Below are 15,129 nucleotides of genomic sequence, written 5' to 3'. Positions count from 1 at the left end.
GCCCCTCCGGTCGCTGCAAAATCAGCGACAGGGATGTGGAAGCCCTTCATGAGATCTAGGCGCACAAGTGCCTATAATCCAATGGAGGTTCCCATGGCTCGCTACATGCCCATCACCGGTATCGACAACGATTTCCACTCCCTGCTGATCGACACCGAAGCACCCCTCGACGTGCTGCATGACACCACTGCCTACCGCATCAGCGCTGTAACCCAGTTGCTGGAGAACATCGCTATGCGCGAGGAGATAAGTAGCGACGCGGTGGTCCTGCATGACTTTGCGCGGGTGCTGGCCATTCCGCTGCGTGATGGCTGCGATTTGCTGGACGTCATCGGGCGACGCTTGCAGGCGCAGGTTTCGTCGTCGTAAAAGATGGGCGATCTTTGATGCCGAAGTCGGTCAGTTAAGGAGTTTCAGGCTCAGCACTGTCCCTCGTAGCAGCTGCCGAAGGCTGCGTCAGGTTCGGGCCGCGTTTGGACGAAGCAGTCGAAAATCCTGCTTGCACGGTTTCTCTGGAATACCGCAGTGCCTGATTTTACGACTGCTGCGCAGCCGGACGCAGGCTTCGCCAGCTGCTACGGTTCGCGTAACGTCTTAACTGATCGGCTTTGGCCTCTGAGGCCGCCCATTTTTGGCTTAAAGCGATAAAACAGCTGGCGTTCAACAGCCCGAGTCAGGCGGCAGACACATCAGCCGGACAAGCTGTTTTTGATTGGCTGTGAATCAACAAGAATGGGATGACAGGATGATCCGGTCCCATGGAGAGGGTAAATGAGAAGACTGTATGCACTGGGGGCGCTCATTGCGCTGACGATTTGCAGCGTGGGCATGAGCGATGCGCGGGAGCGCAGCGGCAATCAGCGGGCGGATTCGGTTGCGGGGGTCTTTGACTACTATCTTCTGACCTTGTCCTGGTCGCCGACGTTTTGCCTGACGCATCTGGACAATGAACAATGCTCGGGAAAAGGCTACGGGTTTGTACTCCACGGTCTCTGGCCCCAGTACGCCAAGGGCGGCTGGCCCCAGTCTTGTGCTCCACAGGTTCAATTATCGCAAGAGGAGCGGGCGAGGGGACTGACGTTGTTCCCGACGAAGAAGCTGCTTGAGCATCAGTGGAGAAAGCATGGCACCTGTAGCGGTCTGGAGGCCGCGGATTATCTGGAGTTGGCAGACAAAGCCGTGGGTGCCGTGCAGATCCCGGAGACTCTGCAGCCCTTCAGCACCGCGTATTACCTGGAGGCTCGAGAGATTGCGCGACTGTTCCAGGAGAGCAATCCAGACATACCGGCTGATGGCATCGCGATTCTCTGTAGAGGGCCTGAACTGTCGGAAGTTCGTATCTGCATGGGGAAAGACCTGGCATTCACGGCCTGCGGCAAGGGCGTGAAAAATCAATGTCGGTCCGGAGAGATTCGGGTGCCGCCAGTTCGGTGAGTGAGCCAGTTGCAACCGTCGGCAGGCCTGGGCAACGGAAGAAAAGGCACACCCATTTCTTCCCGAGCAAACCTGGCCCGAGAGTCATTCAGCCGGCTAGATCGCTAGTTAGTCGGGTTGGTTCGCCCGATGAATTGCATGGAGCAAATTCATGTGCCCCGTTGTTTCCACTTCAACTTTAAAGCTTGCAAATCTACTCCGGCTGAGCCCGTTGAGCGGCGCATCGTTCGTCATGCACCAGGCCTTGAACTCCTGCGGCGTGGAGTAGATTTTCTTCGTGGAATGGCCTTGGCGCGTCACGTCTTCAAGCAGTTTCAGGGCCTTTTTCTGCCATTGAGCGAATGTCTTGGGTAACGCATCGACGTCTTCAACTATTTCGAGGTACTGGGCATATTGCTCGGCATCCCTGTACCAGAAAAAACCGATGTGTTTGACGTGGATCGGTTGCATCACAACCCCCTGATGAATGGAAAACCGGAGAAATTTATTTTGCTGATCAGTTCGTGCGGTTGCAGCAGGGTGCTGGATTTTACTTTGCCGCCTGCTCTCTGGCCAAGTCAACACCGGCGCGATACTGACCGGCCGCACGATACCTGGAATGGTTGGGTGCTCCCGCATGGCAAATAGCCGCCTGTCACCAGGTGATTCAAAATGGTGCAAGTTCGTATAGATTTAGAGAGGTTCATCCGACAACAAAAAACCACCCTCTACCTATGGGACAAAGCTAGATGATCTCCACCCTGGAACTTCGCCACATCATTGAATCGGCTTTTCTGCCTCTCTCCTGTACCTGCCGGGTCAACCCTGACGGATATCTGAGTGTTCAGATTTTTGATCAACACTCTGGTCGAGTCGATCTCTACGTCACGGGGATTTCCACGTCGGAACTGATCAGCAGCAGTGCAATCTGCAATCTCGTCACGCAATTGCGCGCCGAACTTCAGGCTGGACGGGACAGCCTGCATATTCAGACGATCAGAAAGGTCAGCTGATTTCCGGGAGACCGGGCCCAGTGCGTTGCACTGGGCGACCGGGATGTATCACGTCAGTGATGCAGGACTATTAACGCCGAGCGCGGGTTACTGCATTTCTATCTGCAACACCAAGCTATGGTCGTCGCCTCGTTTGATATGTTGGACGATGCCACAGTACTTTTTGCCGTTCAGGAGCACGTTTACGGTGTGCGCCTTGTGCAGATCGTCCGGCGCTGCCTGGACCTGCAGTTCGAATCCTGGCTGGCCAGCCAGGTTCAGGATGAAAAGCCGGACCTGGCATTCGATACGTTTTGAGATCGGACCGAACAGAGTGTCTTGAACATAGTCGATGCAGGCGGTGCCTGTGCCAATCAGCGAAGTCGAGTTGTCCATGGGGGCCTCCTCAGGTTCATCAAGCTTTCCAGCATCTGCGGCAATGGTGCCGACCCTTCAACTCACGGGTCAATTTAGGCCATCCCGGCCGTCGAGGCCTCATCGACGAAGGTATTGGAGGCTGCGTTGCAGGTCAGCCCTGTGAGGCTCATACCCAGGCACAGCGCAAGGCTGGTCAGTCGTATTCCTGAAATGCCCATGAACGCCACTCTCGCAGAAAAAATCCAAACCATAGACTTACGAAACGTCGTAGCGGCAGGAGTTCAGCTTTTTCTTGGGAATATGCAGTAAAGGAAAAGTAATAAAGGCATAGCAGCTTGTTTAATGTTTAGGTGCTAATTGTTATTTTTGTTAGTCGCTTTCGTTACATATCTCTTTGGTGATAGTTGTAAGGCGTATAAAAGATTCAGTGCTTTTAATGAGAGGCTGCTGTTATCGCTAAAGAGTCTGAATATTGTAAGTGGGTGATGTTAATAGCGTCTAGCATCCTATGGCGCGCAGCAGAAGTAGACATTGGCTACGCGGTACGTCACTTGTGTTCACTCAAGGAAAAGGAAATCCCCCCATGGAAAGCATCGCTATCTCTGCAGAGCAGATCAACTGGAACGGCGGACAACGTATAACCCTCACCGCGGGTGATACAGCCACCTGTACAGTACTTAGTCCGGGTCAGCTCTATGGGATCTTTATCTACAACTCCGCTCAAAATGACAATAATGCTAATGTCAATGTGGTCTGGAGCAATAGCCAGGCCCCCTGCACGATCACTGTTCCCGGCACCACGGCCAATGCAGGCCTGGCATCACTGGGTTTTGTCTCTGGCACTGATACTCAAACCATTTCGGTTTCGCTGCCGGTTGCCGCTGGCAACGCACAGGTTGAGGTCTGGCTCGGGAGTGTCGGCATGCCGACCAATACCGCCGGTTTGAACAATAGTGCGCTGCAGGCCAACGGTGAGAAGTATCCGTTCAACAAGTACGCTCGCTACTATGCTGTCCCTCCGTCGAAGTGGATGAGCCTGACGATCGCCAGTACCATTACTCAGTTCATTTCGTGCCAGTTCCGCGAGAGTAAGGCAACCGTGTTCGTGGTTAACGAGACCTCTAATGGCCTGCTGCAAAATCAGGTCACGACCATGGGGCCTACGGCCGGTGAGAGCGGGACTGTAGCCATCGTTACTTCGCAGATTCAGAGTATTACCAATAATCTGCAAGGTGATGGTACGCAATGGGTCTGGTTGGATGCCGACAGCCCACAGGACTCTCAGAGTGCAAGCATTTCTTTGCAATCGCTTTGATTTTCTGAGTTGAGAACATAAAGAAGGCCTCACAGTATGGGGTCTTCTTTTGTCACCTAAAACGTGCACCTGCTGGATTTGTTGTGTTTGCCATTGGCATCTATAGTTCAGCGTGCTTGCTTGGAAATTATAAAGAGTGTTCCGGGTTAGATATTTCAGACTGTCACACAATTGCAACTGAAGGTGGCTCACAGGAGGCGTATGAAGACTGTACTGCTGAAGCTGAACAGTAAATTTGATTTGAGTGAAAAGAAGAAGCTCATAGACGGTTTATCGGCCGTGTTGCAGATCGGTCAGTCGCTTTGGCTTGCCAATGATGAAAGGTTGACCCTGGAGCGCCTTGTTTACCAAGGTCGGACGGCTGCGGGTGAGTTTCTTTATGAGGATCATCAGCAGTTTTCGCTGAATGATTTACTGCGTCTGCCGGCGCCGCCGGTGTCTGCGCAAGATTTCGAAGAAGCAGATATAGAGGGGCTTGCCTATGACGAGACCGAGCACTATCTCTGGTTGATCGGCTCCCATAGCCTCAAGCGCAAGCAGCCAGAAGCGCAGAGAGACCGACACAAGAATATCGAGCGACTGAGCAAGGTGAGTAGCGATGGGAATCGTTATCTGTTGGCCCGGATCCCTGTGGTGGATCAGGACGGCACCCTCAGCCTTGTGCGAGAGACCACGGATTCGCGGCGAACAGCCGCCCAGTTGCGCGGGGAACAGTCCTGGAATGCTCTGACAAAAGCGCTCGAGGAAGATGAGCACTTGAAGGACTTTTTCGCGATTCCGGGCAAAGACAACGGTTTTGATATCGAAGGCTTGGCGGCCGTTGGCAAACGGCTGTTCATTGGTCTGCGAGGGCCTGTATTGAGAGGCTGGTCAATCATCCTTGAAATTGAACCGCAGGTGGAAGAAGACGATCCTCATAGCCTGAAGTTGGCCGGGATCGGTGAGCGCGGCCGCCCTTATCGCAAGCACTTTATCCAGTTGGGAGGATTGGGGATTCGCGACTTATGCGTGCACGGATCTGATTTGCTGATTCTCGCCGGACCGACAATGGATCTCGATGGACCGGTTACGGTCAGTCGCTGGCCAAACGGGGGACAGGCGGCCGGGGAAAGTGTGGTGTTCAGCAAGGACCTCACGAAGATTCTGGATGTTCCCTTCGGCCAGGGAGATGATCACGCAGAGGGTATGACTCTTTTTTCAACAGCCGACTGCCCTGGACCTTTGCTGCTGATTGTATGTGACGCACCTGCCGACCATAGAAAGCGCAGTGATGGTGGCTTGGAAGCGGAGCTTTTTGATCTGTAGCGAGGCTTGGGTCAATCAGCTGATAGGGCGGATCAGCCTGGCCCCCTCATTTCTCACATTGCCCACCGCCAAATCGACCTTGAACCACTCGAACTCCTCCGTGGGTTCGCCCTGGTGCATGATCATTTGCTCGGCGCGTTCCTTTGGCGTTGCGTGGGTGAGCCATTCCCGGGCCAGTTCCGGCGTCAGCACCACTGGCCGCCGGTCGTGGATGTCGACCATGCCGCCGACACTGTCTGCGGTGATGATCACGAAGCCATCGTCGTCCCTCGGTTCTCGGCCACCGGCGGGGTATTGGCCAATGGCGGCACAGAGGATCGGCGCACGGTCCTTGCGCTGGACAAGGTAGGGTTGCTTCTTCGGGCCGCCTTCATAAACCCATTCGAACCAGTTGTCGATTGGCGCAATCGCCCGATGGGGCCAGATTGCATGAAAGAACGGACCATGCATGACCTTCTCGACCCTGGCATTGATCGGCGGCGGACGGTCGGCGGCCCACTGCGGTCGCCATCCCCAGCGGACAAAGTCGGCGTGCAACAAGTCTCCTTCCAGGTGGAGCAGCGCTACCTGGGTCGTCGGCGCAACGTTGTACCGTTGAAGTGGCTGATCACCCACGGTGTTGACCAGCGCATTGGGCATGCTCAACGCAGCGACGAAGTCGTGAATGCCCCGGTACTGAGAAAGCCTTCCGCACATGGGAAAGTCCTCCGGTTGTGCTTTTAGCTTAGCTGAGTCGCTGGAACTATCAGGAACAGGTGCCGACTCAAGAACCGTGGTGTTTGCGAATAGAGCCACAGACGGACCTGCCAATACCCTACAGCAAGTAACCCCGTGCCTGAGTTAAGCTGCCGCTTGCCTGCTCATTTCGTCTTGAAACACATCGCCCAGGAGTTTTCGATGGATGCAACCACGCTATTTCTCTACATCGTGACAGTCAGCGCAGTGATGATGACGCCTGGGCCATCGATGCTGTTGGCGTTGAATAACGGTGCTTCCCACGGCATGCGAATTGCGGGTTGCGGTATTGCCGGTGCGGCACTTTCCGATGTGTTGCTGATTGGCGCGGTGGGTTGTGGGTTGGGGGCGTTGCTGCAAGCATCCGAGCAATTGTTTTCGCTGGTGAAGTGGGGTGGGGCGGTCTATCTGTTGTACCTGGCCTGGGTGTTGTGGAAGGCGCCGACCCGGGCGTTGGCGCAGCAATCGTGCGCAAGCACGACCAGCGGGCGTTCGGCATTTATGCGTTCGCTGTTGGTCGGGCTTTCCAATCCCAAGGGGCTGCTGTTTTTCTCGGCGTTCCTGCCGCAGTTCGTGCGTCCTGATGAGCCGGTGGCGCAGCAGTACGTGGTGCTGGCGCTGGTCAGTGCGGCGATTGACTGCGTGATGATGGCGATCTACGCCTTTGGCGGTCGGCATGCCATGCGCACGTTTTCCGCTCGGGTCATGTTGTGGGTCAACCGCAGCTGCGCCGGGATGCTGGCGTTGCTGGCGGTGGGGCTGAGTCTTTATCGGCGCAGCGATATTCGTTGAGGGTAAGCGTGCTCCCACGCTCACCCCTCAGTCTGCCATTCGTCGATTCCCATACCAGCGCACCAGCGCTTTCTCCAGTTCGACCAGAGCACAGGTGAGCAGCGCCGCGAGGCCGCACCAGCCCCAGGCTTTCAAGGGCATGGAGGCGGTGGAAAACAGTTGCTGCAGCAGCGGCAGTTCGGTGAACAGCAGTTGCAGGAACACGATCAGCAAAGCCATGCTCCAGACCATCGGGTTGTCACGCCAGGCGAAATGCGCCACGCCATCGAGTCGACGACTGCTGAACAGATAGCCCACTTCGCAGGCCACCAGCGCATTGACCGCCAGTGCCCGGCTGGCGTCCTGGCTCCAGCCCAGTTCCTGACTGAAATGGAACAGGCCCAGACAGATCACGGTCATCAGGGCGGAAATCATCAATACCCGCCACAGCAGCACCTGGCTGAGCAACGGCTGGCGGGGATCGCGAGGTGGCCGGCGCATCATGCCGGCTTCCGCGGGTTCAAAGGCCAGCGCCAACGCCAGGGTGACGGCGGTGATCATATTCACCCAGAGGATCTGCAGCGGCGTGATCGGCAATGTCCAGCCCAGGCCAATCGCCGCCAACAGGATCATCGACTGCCCGCCACTGGTGGGCAGGATGAACAGGATCGATTTCTTCAGGTTGTCGTAGACGGTGCGGCCTTCCTCGATGGCATGGACAATAGTTGCGAAGTTGTCGTCGGCCAGCACCATCTGGGCTGCTTCTTTCGCCACTTCGGTGCCCTTGATGCCCATGGCCACGCCGATGTCGGCGCGCTTGAGCGCCGGTGCATCGTTGACGCCATCACCGGTCATCGCCACTCGTGCGCCGCTGGCTTGCAGGCCTTCCACCAGGCGTAACTTCTGCGCCGGGTTGGTGCGGGCGAATACATGGGTGTCGCTCAGGCGTGCGGCCAGCTGGCTGTCATCGAGCTTGTCCAGCTCGGCCCCGGTCATCGGTGGACTGCCGCCAAGGCCCAGCCGCTCGGCGATGCAGGCCGCAGTGGCGGCATGATCGCCGGTAATCATCTTGACCTGGATCCCGGCGCTATGACAGTCAGCGATGGCCTGGATTACCTCTTCACGCGGCGGGTCGAGCATGCCCACCAGCCCCAGCAGCACGTACCCGCCATCGAGATCGGCGTAGCTCAACTCCTGTTGGTGCTGGGGCAAGGTGCGCGAGGCCAGGCCCAGCATCCGCAGGCCCTGGCCAGCGCCTTGTTCCAGCGCGGCATGCCAGTGATCCAGGTCGAGGGGTTCTTCCTGTCCGTCACACCATTGCCGATTGCACACCTCCAGCAATCGCTCGGGCGCGCCAATCAGGTAGATCAGGCCGTGGCCAGCTTGATGCTGATGCAGGCTGGCGGTGCAACGGTGTTCGGCGCTGAAGGGAATCGCATCCACCCGCGGCAGGTTGGCCGCTTCATGCTGCAACTCCAGGCCGAGCTTGCCCGCCAGGGTCAGCAGTGCCGCTTCGGTAGGGTCGCCGCTGATGCACCATTGCGCATCGGCCAGGTTGAGGCTCGCGTGGTTGGCCAGCAGTCCGGCCCGTGCCAGGTGCCGGATATCGGCCGAATGATCCTGCAGACAGTCATCTCCCGCCGCGCAGGAGACGCGCCCGTGGGGTGCATAGCCGATGCCCTCGACATGGTAATGATGGGCTGCGGTGAAAACCTGCTGCACGGTCATTTCGTTGCGGGTAAGGGTGCCGGTCTTGTCCGAGCAAATCACCGTGACCGCCCCGAGGCTCTCCACCGCCGGCATCCGCCGGATGATTGCCTTGCGCCGGGCCATGCGCTGCACACCCAGGGCGAGGATGATGGTCAGTACCGCCGGCAGGCCTTCAGGGATGGCGGCAACGGCCAGACCCACGGCCGCCATCAGCATATCCCCTGGCTCATAGCCTCGCAGGCCGATGCCGAAGGCAAAGGTGGCCGCCGCCATCACCAGGATAATCAGCGTGAGTTGCCGGGCAAAGCGCGCCAGGTCGGCCAGCAACGGCGTTTGCAGCGCGCTGACGTTACCCAGCATGTGGCTGATGCGACCCAGTTCAGTGTCACCTGCGGTGCTGGCCACCACACCGACCGCGCTGCCGGCGCTGACCAGTGTGCCGGAGTAGGCCATGCTCAGCCGGTCGCCCAGGCTGGCATCGGCCTCTACCGGCGCCGTCTGCTTGTCCACCGGCAGCGACTCCCCGGTGAGGGCCGCCTCTTCAACGCGCAGGTCGCGTACTTCGAGCAAGCGCAGATCGGCCGGAACCCGTTCGCCGGCTTCGAGCAGCACAATGTCCCCCGGCACCAGTTCTTCAGCCGACAGGGATAGCACCTCGCCGTCGCGCCGGACCCGGCTGTCGACCACCAGCATGCGCTGGATCGCGCGCATCGCCTGCTCGGCCTTGCCCTCCTGGATAAACCCGACGATGGCATTGATCAGCACGACGCCGAAAATCACTGCGCTGTCCAGCCACTCGCCCAAGGCGAAGGTGACCAGAGAGGACGCCAGCAACACATAAATCAGCAGGTTATGGAACTGCAGCGCAAAGCGCTTCAACGGACCGTTGCCGCGCCCCTGGGGCAGCCGATTGGCGCCATAGCGCGCCAGGCGTTCGGCCGCCGCCGCGGCACTCAGTCCGTGTTCACTGGCCTCCAGTTGCCCGAGACAGTGCTCCGGCGTCTGGCTGTGCCAGGTGTTTTGAGTCACCTTATCCATGTCGACATTCCCGAAATCAGCCTGTCGCAACTATAGGGTTCACTGGATGAAGCTGTGTTGGCCCACGTCAAAGGTTGGACATCTTTGGACTATAAAGGTAGCGGCCAGTCGTTCAGGCTTGGTTGGAGAAGTGTTTCTTCCAATTACACAGGTCTGAAAGCGTAGCGGATGATGAGGGGCGCGACAGTTCATTAACGCAACCACCGCCGCGCCAGCGGGTCACATGTCAGACACTTCCTGCCGGCGAGCGTTGACCATGAAGAATCTGCGGATCGCGACGTTCAACATCAACGGCCTGCGTGCCCGACTGCCCAACCTGCTGGAATGGCTGGAGCGCGAGCAACCAGACATTGCCTGTTTGCAGGAACTGAAGGCCGCGGACAAGGATTTTCCAGTCCTCGACTTCGAGGCGGCAGGTTATGGGGCGATCTGGCATGGCCAGGCCGCCTGGAACGGGGTGGCAATCCTGGCTCGCGATGCGCAGCCGCTGGAAAGTCGCCGGGGTTTGCCGGGCGATGATGCGGACCTCCACAGTCGTTACCTGGAAGCGGCGGTGCATGGGGTGTTGGTGGGGTGTCTTTATCTGCCTAACGGCAATCCACAACCGGGGCCGAAGTTCGATTACAAGCTGGCGTGGTTCGAGCGCTTGATCGATTACGCGAAGTTGCTGCAGGACAGCGATCATCCGGTGGTGCTGGCCGGGGACTACAATGTGGTGCCCACCGATCTGGATATCTACAACCCGCGCTCCTGGCTCAAGGACGCGCTGTTACAGCCTGAAAGCCGCGAGTGTTATCAGCGGTTGCTGGCTCAGGGCTGGACCGATTCGTTGCGCAAGCTGTATCCGCAGGATCGCCTCTATACCTTTTGGGATTACTTCCGCCAGCATTGGCAGAAGAACTCGGGGCTGCGCATCGATCATCTGTTGCTCAACCGAGCCCTGAGCCCTTACTTGCACGAGGCCGGCGTCGATGCCTGGGTCAGGAATCAGCCCCATGCCAGCGATCATGCTCCGTGCTGGATTCGCCTGGCCTCGCGTAAGCGGCGTTGATAGTGCTGATTGGTTAAATCAATTGTTGCTCCGGGGCGCTAATGGCTTATATCTGTCGTTAATCCGCAAAGCGTTCCTTTCCCAATAAGCTGACCCGGGAGAAACGGGCGTACGCGACACCTCGTGTGCAAGGACTCAATCATGAGCCAGCCTCAACTGCAAAATATCGAGCTTTATCTGCAACGCCTGGGCTACAACGTGCCGCCAGCGCCGACTCTGGAAACCCTGCGCGAGCTTCAACTGCGCCACACCAGCGTTTTCCCCTTCGAAACGCTGTCGACACTGTTGCAGGTTCCGGTGCCTATCGATCTGCCGTCGGTGGAGCGCAAAGTCCTGCACGAAGGGCGGGGCGGTTATTGCTATGAACTCAACAATCTGTTCCTGGCGTTGCTACAACAGCTGGGATACGAAGCGCGGGGCATTACCGGGCGGGTGGTGATGGGCAGTCCCGAGGGCGTTTTGACCGCACGCACCCACCGCTTGAGTGTGCTGACCCTGGACGGTATTCGCTATATCAGCGACGTCGGCTTCGGCGGCATGGTACCGACGACCCCGCTGCGGCTGGACACCGAAGAAGAACAGCCAACACCCCATGAGCCGTATCGGATAACGCAGGGGGAGGACAGCTACACCCTGCGCGCAAAAGTCGCCGGCGAATGGCGCGCACTTTATGTGTTTTATCTGCAGCCGCAATCGGCGATCGATTACGAGGTCGGTAACTGGTACGTCTCGACCCATAAGGACTCGCCGTTTCTTGGGCAGCTGATGGTGGCAAAGATGGGGCAGGGGCTGCGTCGAACGCTCAATAACGGCAGTTATGCCCTGCATCGGATGGGGCTCGAAAGCGAGCGCCGAGAGCTGACGGATGCTGACGAACTCATCGAACTTCTGCACAGCGAGTTCGCGATTCGGGTTCCGCAACATCCGCAGCTGAGGCAGATCATCCATCGCTTGATCAACCCGCCAGCCGTTTGAAACGCTTTAGCTGACGGGACCTAATACCCGCCGCCACTATTCTCCCGGCGTTCTTTGTCGGCCTGCTGCCGGAGCTCCCAACCGGCGCAGTTGGTAAAACCCTGGTGGTCCACCTTGTCACGTGCATCGAGGCTGACGTGGTAGGCCTGGCGCTGGCCGGCCTGAGACAACTGGTAGTCGAGACAGGAACCGGGATTTTCCATGCGTTTGTTCACTGCTACCGGTTGCCCGCCGATGTCGAGCACCTGCTGCTTGCTCATGCCGGTGCTGACCTTGGCGACCAGCGGCTGGTCCCGGTAGATCTGCTCGTGCGGGGTGGAACATGCGGTCAGGGTGGCCAGCGCAGCAAGCGTCATGAGCAGAAGGTTGGACATGGCCAGGCTCCCGGGGTTACCTGCCGCGCACGGTGCCGATTCAGCTCAGGGTGGCGCGAGCAGGGTATGCAGTATCACTTGCGACCGCTGAGGTTCTGCTTTTGGAACTCAATGCGGAACCAGTCCGCAAGCATGGCTTTTTCGGCATAGAGGCGATCACTGTTGGCTGCCCGGCCGGGACGCTGCAGGTAGAACTTGTCGCTGAGCTGGGCATCGGCCTGGCGGATCGTCTGATCGTTTTGCTTGAGTACGTAGTGCAGCTTCATCGACGGCCAGGTGATGTCGCGCATGAACCGCACCTGGCTGGCATTGACATGCCAGGGCTCGAAGCGACCGGCCAGATCGATGTCACTGACTTCGATCTGCAACACCTGTCCAGGTTGCAGATAACGTTTGCCGAGCTGCTCCAAAGAGCTGCGCAATTCCTTCATGACGTAATCGTCGGCTCCGGTTTCATCGCCGGTAGTGTTCAGGCTGGCATCCCGAAACGATTCGGGATTCTTGAAGTTGACCTCGACCGAGGTCGTTGCGGCGAACGGTTGCGTCATGCTGCCCATCATCACCAGCAAGACGGCGGTACCAGCGCCTGTCACACGCATGACACACCTCCTGACCCGGCTTGAGAGAAGCCGGCATCTGCTATTAAGTTTACCCCTCGCAAGGGTTTCGGCAACTTCAGCCCGGGCGTTGAGTCGCGGTTTTTGGGTTGCGCCTGCAGGTTCGAGCGCTGGTAATTCAGGCCATCCAGCGATTCTGGCAGCAAGTCATGACCTTTCCTGGTGTGTAGATTGTATACATCTAGCTGGACATTTGTTCCGACTGTTGCATACAGTGTGCGCATAACAAAAACCAGAGACCCCCTCACCATGAATACGCCCTCTGTTTCAAAACAACGGCCCGAGGATCAGAAACTCGGGATCGGCGCGAATATGGCTTACGGCCTGCAGCACGTTCTGACCATGTATGGCGGTATCGTCGCAGTGCCGTTGATTGTCGGCCAGGCGGCCGGGCTGGCTCCGGCGGATATCGGTCTGTTGATCGCCGCGTCGCTGTTTGCCGGTGGCCTGGCGACCTTGCTGCAAACCCTTGGTTTACCCTTCTTTGGTTGTCAGTTGCCGTTGGTGCAAGGTGTTTCGTTTGCCGGGGTCGCCACCATGGTGGCGATCGTCGGCAGCGGTGGCAGTGGGGGTATTCCAGCGATATTGGGTGCGGTGATGGCGGCGTCGTTGATCGGGTTGCTGATCACGCCGGTGTTCTCCAGGATCACCAAATTCTTTCCGCCCCTGGTGACTGGCATTGTAATCACCACCATTGGTCTGACGCTGATGCCGGTGGCGGCACGTTGGGCCATGGGTGGTAACAGCCGCGCCGAGGATTTCGGCAGCATGCAGAACATTGGCCTGGCGGCCATGACCCTGGTACTGGTGCTGTTGCTGAGCAAGATCGGTAGCGCGGCGATTTCACGCTTGTCGATTCTGTTGGCAATGGTCATCGGTACGCTGATTGCGGTGTTTCTCGGCATGGCCGATTTCTCCCAGGTCACCGAAGGACCGATGATCGGCTTCCCGACACCCTTCCATTTCGGTATGCCGACCTTCCAGCTCGCGGCCATCCTGTCGATGTGCATCGTGATCATGGTGACCCTGGTGGAAACCTCCGCGGACATCCTCGCGGTTGGTGAAATCATCAATACCAAGGTCGACTCCAAGCGTCTGGGCAACGGCCTTCGCGCCGATATGCTGTCGAGCATGTTCGCGCCGATCTTCGGCTCCTTCACCCAGAGCGCCTTTGCGCAGAACGTCGGGCTGGTCGCGGTTACCGGGGTGAAGAGCCGTTACGTGGTGGCCACCGGCGGACTGTTCCTGGTGATCCTCGGCCTGTTGCCGGTGATGGGACGGGTGATTGCTGCCGTACCGACTTCGGTATTGGGTGGCGCCGGTATCGTCCTGTTCGGCACCGTGGCCGCCAGCGGTATCCGTACGCTGTCCAAGGTCGACTACCGCAATAATATGAACCTGATCATCGTCGCCACTTCCATAGGCTTCGGCATGATCCCGATCGCCGCACCGACCTTCTACGATCACTTCCCGAGCTGGTTCGCGACCATCTTCCATTCCGGGATCAGTTCGTCGGCAATCATGGCGATTGCCCTGAACCTGGCATTCAACCATTTCACCGCTGGCAACTCGGATCAACAGTCGGTGTTCGTCGCCGGTACCGAGCGCAGCCTGTGCTTCCATGATGTCGCGGCATTGCGTGAAGGTGACTATTTCAGCGGTGGCAAGCTGCATGACGCTGAAGGTAACGAGATCCCGCTGGCTGAGCCCTTGCATGCTTCGGAGGATCATCAACCGAACGATCCAAAAGTTGCGAGTGCGTCGGGTAGTACTCAAGCCAGTAGTGTCTGAGGCCTTCTAGTTAAAAGACAGGGACTGCAGATCTGCAACAGGTCTGCATTCGGAGCCCGGTCTTGGGACCTCAAAAGATCGCAGCCTGCGGCAGCTCCTACAGACTTTGCGTACACCTGATAATTCGAGGGTATGCACGGTCGGTGTAGATACCGTCTTAACTCTCACCGGGCAAGCGCAAGTTTCGGGTCAAAGGGCTGGCCCGATTTGATCACTCCAAAGATGATGTGCAGCAGCTTGCGCATTGCTGCACAGATGATCTGCTTGGGGGCCTTGCCGTTGGCTTTCAATCGCTCTTTGAGCGCGATAATCGCTTCGTTGTGCTGCATCGCCACCAGACCTGGCATGTAGAGCCCGGTTCGGAGTCGCGCTGATCCGATTTTCGAGATAAAGGTGCGGCCCTTAAGCTGGCCAGACTCTTCCAGCTTTGGATTTAAGCCCGCCGCCGCCACCATTTGTCGAGGATTCGAATACTTTCGCAGGTCGCCCAGCTCGGCAAACAGCATTTGCGCCGATTTGTCGGCAATGCCATCAATGGTCACCATCAAATCGCGCATTTGGCGCATGTCCGGGTCGTCATCAATGTGTTTCTTGAGAGCCTTTTTGGTTTCGGCAATCTCTTTCTCGATGTGGCTGATTACGGATTTGATCGAAATCTTGACGC

The 15,129-nt window shown here is 57.9% G+C and carries 17 protein-coding genes; 9 read left to right on the top strand and 8 right to left on the bottom strand.

All coding sequences use genetic code 11. The features are described from left to right. Positions 1–93 precede the first annotated feature (93 nt). A complete protein-coding gene (locus F8N85_RS31165; RefSeq protein ID WP_150807277.1) occupies positions 94–369 on the top strand; it encodes a hypothetical protein in 276 nt (91 codons plus the stop codon). 402 nt (positions 370–771) lie between these two features. Then, positions 772–1,434 carry a ribonuclease T2 family protein gene (locus F8N85_RS31160; protein ID WP_150807276.1) on the top strand — a complete coding sequence of 221 codons (663 nt, stop codon included), beginning with the start codon at positions 772–774 and terminating at the stop codon, positions 1,432–1,434. Positions 1,435–1,542: 108 nt separating this feature from the next. Here the strand turns inward: F8N85_RS31160 and F8N85_RS31155 are convergent, their stop codons facing one another. Continuing rightward, positions 1,543–2,052 (bottom strand): hypothetical protein, encoded by a 510-nt coding sequence (locus F8N85_RS31155; RefSeq protein ID WP_150807275.1) that lies wholly within the window; start codon positions 2,050–2,052, stop codon positions 1,543–1,545. A gap of 110 nt (positions 2,053–2,162) precedes the next feature. Here F8N85_RS31155 and F8N85_RS31150 point away from each other — a divergent pair, with 110 nt between their 5' ends. Next, positions 2,163–2,426: a DUF1652 domain-containing protein gene (locus F8N85_RS31150; protein WP_150807274.1), complete on the top strand. Its 264-nt coding sequence runs from the start codon at positions 2,163–2,165 to the stop codon at positions 2,424–2,426. Between the two features lie 87 nt (positions 2,427–2,513). Here the strand turns inward: F8N85_RS31150 and F8N85_RS31145 are convergent, their stop codons facing one another. Next, a complete protein-coding gene (locus F8N85_RS31145) occupies positions 2,514–2,801 on the bottom strand; it encodes a hypothetical protein (RefSeq protein ID WP_150807273.1) in 288 nt (95 codons plus the stop codon). Between the two features lie 74 nt (positions 2,802–2,875). Continuing rightward, positions 2,876–3,001 (bottom strand): hypothetical protein, encoded by a 126-nt coding sequence (locus F8N85_RS35525; protein ID WP_263596396.1) that lies wholly within the window; start codon positions 2,999–3,001, stop codon positions 2,876–2,878. Positions 3,002–3,366: 365 nt separating this feature from the next. Between F8N85_RS35525 and F8N85_RS31140 the strand changes: the two genes are divergently transcribed. After that, complete coding sequence (locus F8N85_RS31140) at positions 3,367–4,098, top strand: hypothetical protein (protein WP_150807272.1); 732 nt, start codon at positions 3,367–3,369, stop codon at positions 4,096–4,098. Between the two features lie 201 nt (positions 4,099–4,299). Continuing rightward, on the top strand, positions 4,300–5,403 hold the full coding sequence (locus F8N85_RS31135) for a DUF3616 domain-containing protein (protein WP_150807271.1): 1,104 nt from the start codon (positions 4,300–4,302) through the stop codon (positions 5,401–5,403). A gap of 15 nt (positions 5,404–5,418) precedes the next feature. Here the strand turns inward: F8N85_RS31135 and F8N85_RS31130 are convergent, their stop codons facing one another. Next, positions 5,419–6,099, bottom strand: a complete 681-nt coding sequence (locus tag F8N85_RS31130) for an SOS response-associated peptidase family protein (RefSeq protein ID WP_150807270.1) — start codon at positions 6,097–6,099, stop codon at positions 5,419–5,421. A 201-nt stretch (positions 6,100–6,300) separates the two neighbouring features. Between F8N85_RS31130 and F8N85_RS31125 the strand changes: the two genes are divergently transcribed. Next, complete coding sequence (locus F8N85_RS31125; RefSeq protein WP_150807269.1) at positions 6,301–6,930, top strand: LysE family translocator; 630 nt, start codon at positions 6,301–6,303, stop codon at positions 6,928–6,930. A 27-nt stretch (positions 6,931–6,957) separates the two neighbouring features. Here the strand turns inward: F8N85_RS31125 and F8N85_RS31120 are convergent, their stop codons facing one another. Then, the gene (locus F8N85_RS31120; RefSeq protein ID WP_150807268.1) at positions 6,958–9,657 is read right to left on the bottom strand and encodes a cation-transporting P-type ATPase; all 2,700 of its coding nucleotides are present in this window, start codon (positions 9,655–9,657) and stop codon (positions 6,958–6,960) included. A gap of 256 nt (positions 9,658–9,913) precedes the next feature. Here F8N85_RS31120 and F8N85_RS31115 point away from each other — a divergent pair, with 256 nt between their 5' ends. Together F8N85_RS31115 and F8N85_RS31110 are read left to right on the top strand one after the other, a co-directional pair. Then, positions 9,914–10,708 (top strand): exodeoxyribonuclease III, encoded by a 795-nt coding sequence (locus tag F8N85_RS31115; protein ID WP_150807297.1) that lies wholly within the window; start codon positions 9,914–9,916, stop codon positions 10,706–10,708. A 141-nt stretch (positions 10,709–10,849) separates the two neighbouring features. Further along, positions 10,850–11,683: an arylamine N-acetyltransferase family protein gene (locus tag F8N85_RS31110; RefSeq protein WP_150807267.1), complete on the top strand. Its 834-nt coding sequence runs from the start codon at positions 10,850–10,852 to the stop codon at positions 11,681–11,683. A 20-nt stretch (positions 11,684–11,703) separates the two neighbouring features. On the opposite strand, the gene osmE is transcribed toward F8N85_RS31110, so the two are convergent. Together osmE and F8N85_RS31100 are read right to left on the bottom strand one after the other, a co-directional pair. Then, complete coding sequence (gene osmE / locus F8N85_RS31105) at positions 11,704–12,057, bottom strand: osmotically-inducible lipoprotein OsmE (protein ID WP_224795782.1); 354 nt, start codon at positions 12,055–12,057, stop codon at positions 11,704–11,706. A 74-nt stretch (positions 12,058–12,131) separates the two neighbouring features. Beyond that, a complete protein-coding gene (locus F8N85_RS31100; RefSeq protein WP_412072526.1) occupies positions 12,132–12,656 on the bottom strand; it encodes a DUF3016 domain-containing protein in 525 nt (174 codons plus the stop codon). Positions 12,657–12,923: 267 nt separating this feature from the next. Between F8N85_RS31100 and F8N85_RS31095 the strand changes: the two genes are divergently transcribed. Beyond that, positions 12,924–14,465 (top strand): nucleobase:cation symporter-2 family protein, encoded by a 1,542-nt coding sequence (locus F8N85_RS31095; protein WP_150807266.1) that lies wholly within the window; start codon positions 12,924–12,926, stop codon positions 14,463–14,465. A gap of 164 nt (positions 14,466–14,629) precedes the next feature. On the opposite strand, the gene F8N85_RS31090 is transcribed toward F8N85_RS31095, so the two are convergent. Next, positions 14,630–15,129 (bottom strand): transposase (locus F8N85_RS31090; RefSeq protein WP_191636300.1); only part of this gene is annotated, 500 nt, incomplete at its 5' end.

Origin of the sequence: Pseudomonas fluorescens (assembly GCF_902497875.1) — a bacterium.
GTDB lineage: Bacteria > Pseudomonadota > Gammaproteobacteria > Pseudomonadales > Pseudomonadaceae > Aquipseudomonas > Aquipseudomonas fluorescens_BR.
The sequence above is the reverse complement of the archived record's forward strand: the minus strand, read 5'-3'. Positions and strand labels throughout refer to the sequence as shown.

Bases quoted from the DNA above. Each gene is read 5' to 3' on its own strand.
- F8N85_RS31165 (WP_150807277.1), top strand. From the start codon at position 94: ATGGCTCGCTACATGCCCATCACCGGTATCGACAACGATTTCCACTCC.
- F8N85_RS31160 (WP_150807276.1), top strand. From the start codon at position 772: ATGAGAAGACTGTATGCACTGGGGGCGCTCATTGCGCTGACGATTTGC.
- F8N85_RS31155 (WP_150807275.1), bottom strand. From the start codon at position 2,052: ATGCGGGAGCACCCAACCATTCCAGGTATCGTGCGGCCGGTCAGTATC.
- F8N85_RS31150 (WP_150807274.1), top strand. From the start codon at position 2,163: ATGATCTCCACCCTGGAACTTCGCCACATCATTGAATCGGCTTTTCTG.
- F8N85_RS31145 (WP_150807273.1), bottom strand. From the start codon at position 2,801: ATGGACAACTCGACTTCGCTGATTGGCACAGGCACCGCCTGCATCGAC.
- F8N85_RS35525 (WP_263596396.1), bottom strand. From the start codon at position 3,001: ATGGGCATTTCAGGAATACGACTGACCAGCCTTGCGCTGTGCCTGGGT.
- F8N85_RS31140 (WP_150807272.1), top strand. From the start codon at position 3,367: ATGGAAAGCATCGCTATCTCTGCAGAGCAGATCAACTGGAACGGCGGA.
- F8N85_RS31135 (WP_150807271.1), top strand. From the start codon at position 4,300: ATGAAGACTGTACTGCTGAAGCTGAACAGTAAATTTGATTTGAGTGAA.
- F8N85_RS31130 (WP_150807270.1), bottom strand. From the start codon at position 6,099: ATGTGCGGAAGGCTTTCTCAGTACCGGGGCATTCACGACTTCGTCGCT.
- F8N85_RS31125 (WP_150807269.1), top strand. From the start codon at position 6,301: ATGGATGCAACCACGCTATTTCTCTACATCGTGACAGTCAGCGCAGTG.
- F8N85_RS31120 (WP_150807268.1), bottom strand. From the start codon at position 9,657: ATGGATAAGGTGACTCAAAACACCTGGCACAGCCAGACGCCGGAGCAC.
- F8N85_RS31115 (WP_150807297.1), top strand. From the start codon at position 9,914: ATGAAGAATCTGCGGATCGCGACGTTCAACATCAACGGCCTGCGTGCC.
- F8N85_RS31110 (WP_150807267.1), top strand. From the start codon at position 10,850: ATGAGCCAGCCTCAACTGCAAAATATCGAGCTTTATCTGCAACGCCTG.
- osmE (WP_224795782.1), bottom strand. From the start codon at position 12,057: ATGTCCAACCTTCTGCTCATGACGCTTGCTGCGCTGGCCACCCTGACC.
- F8N85_RS31100 (WP_412072526.1), bottom strand. From the start codon at position 12,656: ATGCGTGTGACAGGCGCTGGTACCGCCGTCTTGCTGGTGATGATGGGC.
- F8N85_RS31095 (WP_150807266.1), top strand. From the start codon at position 12,924: ATGAATACGCCCTCTGTTTCAAAACAACGGCCCGAGGATCAGAAACTC.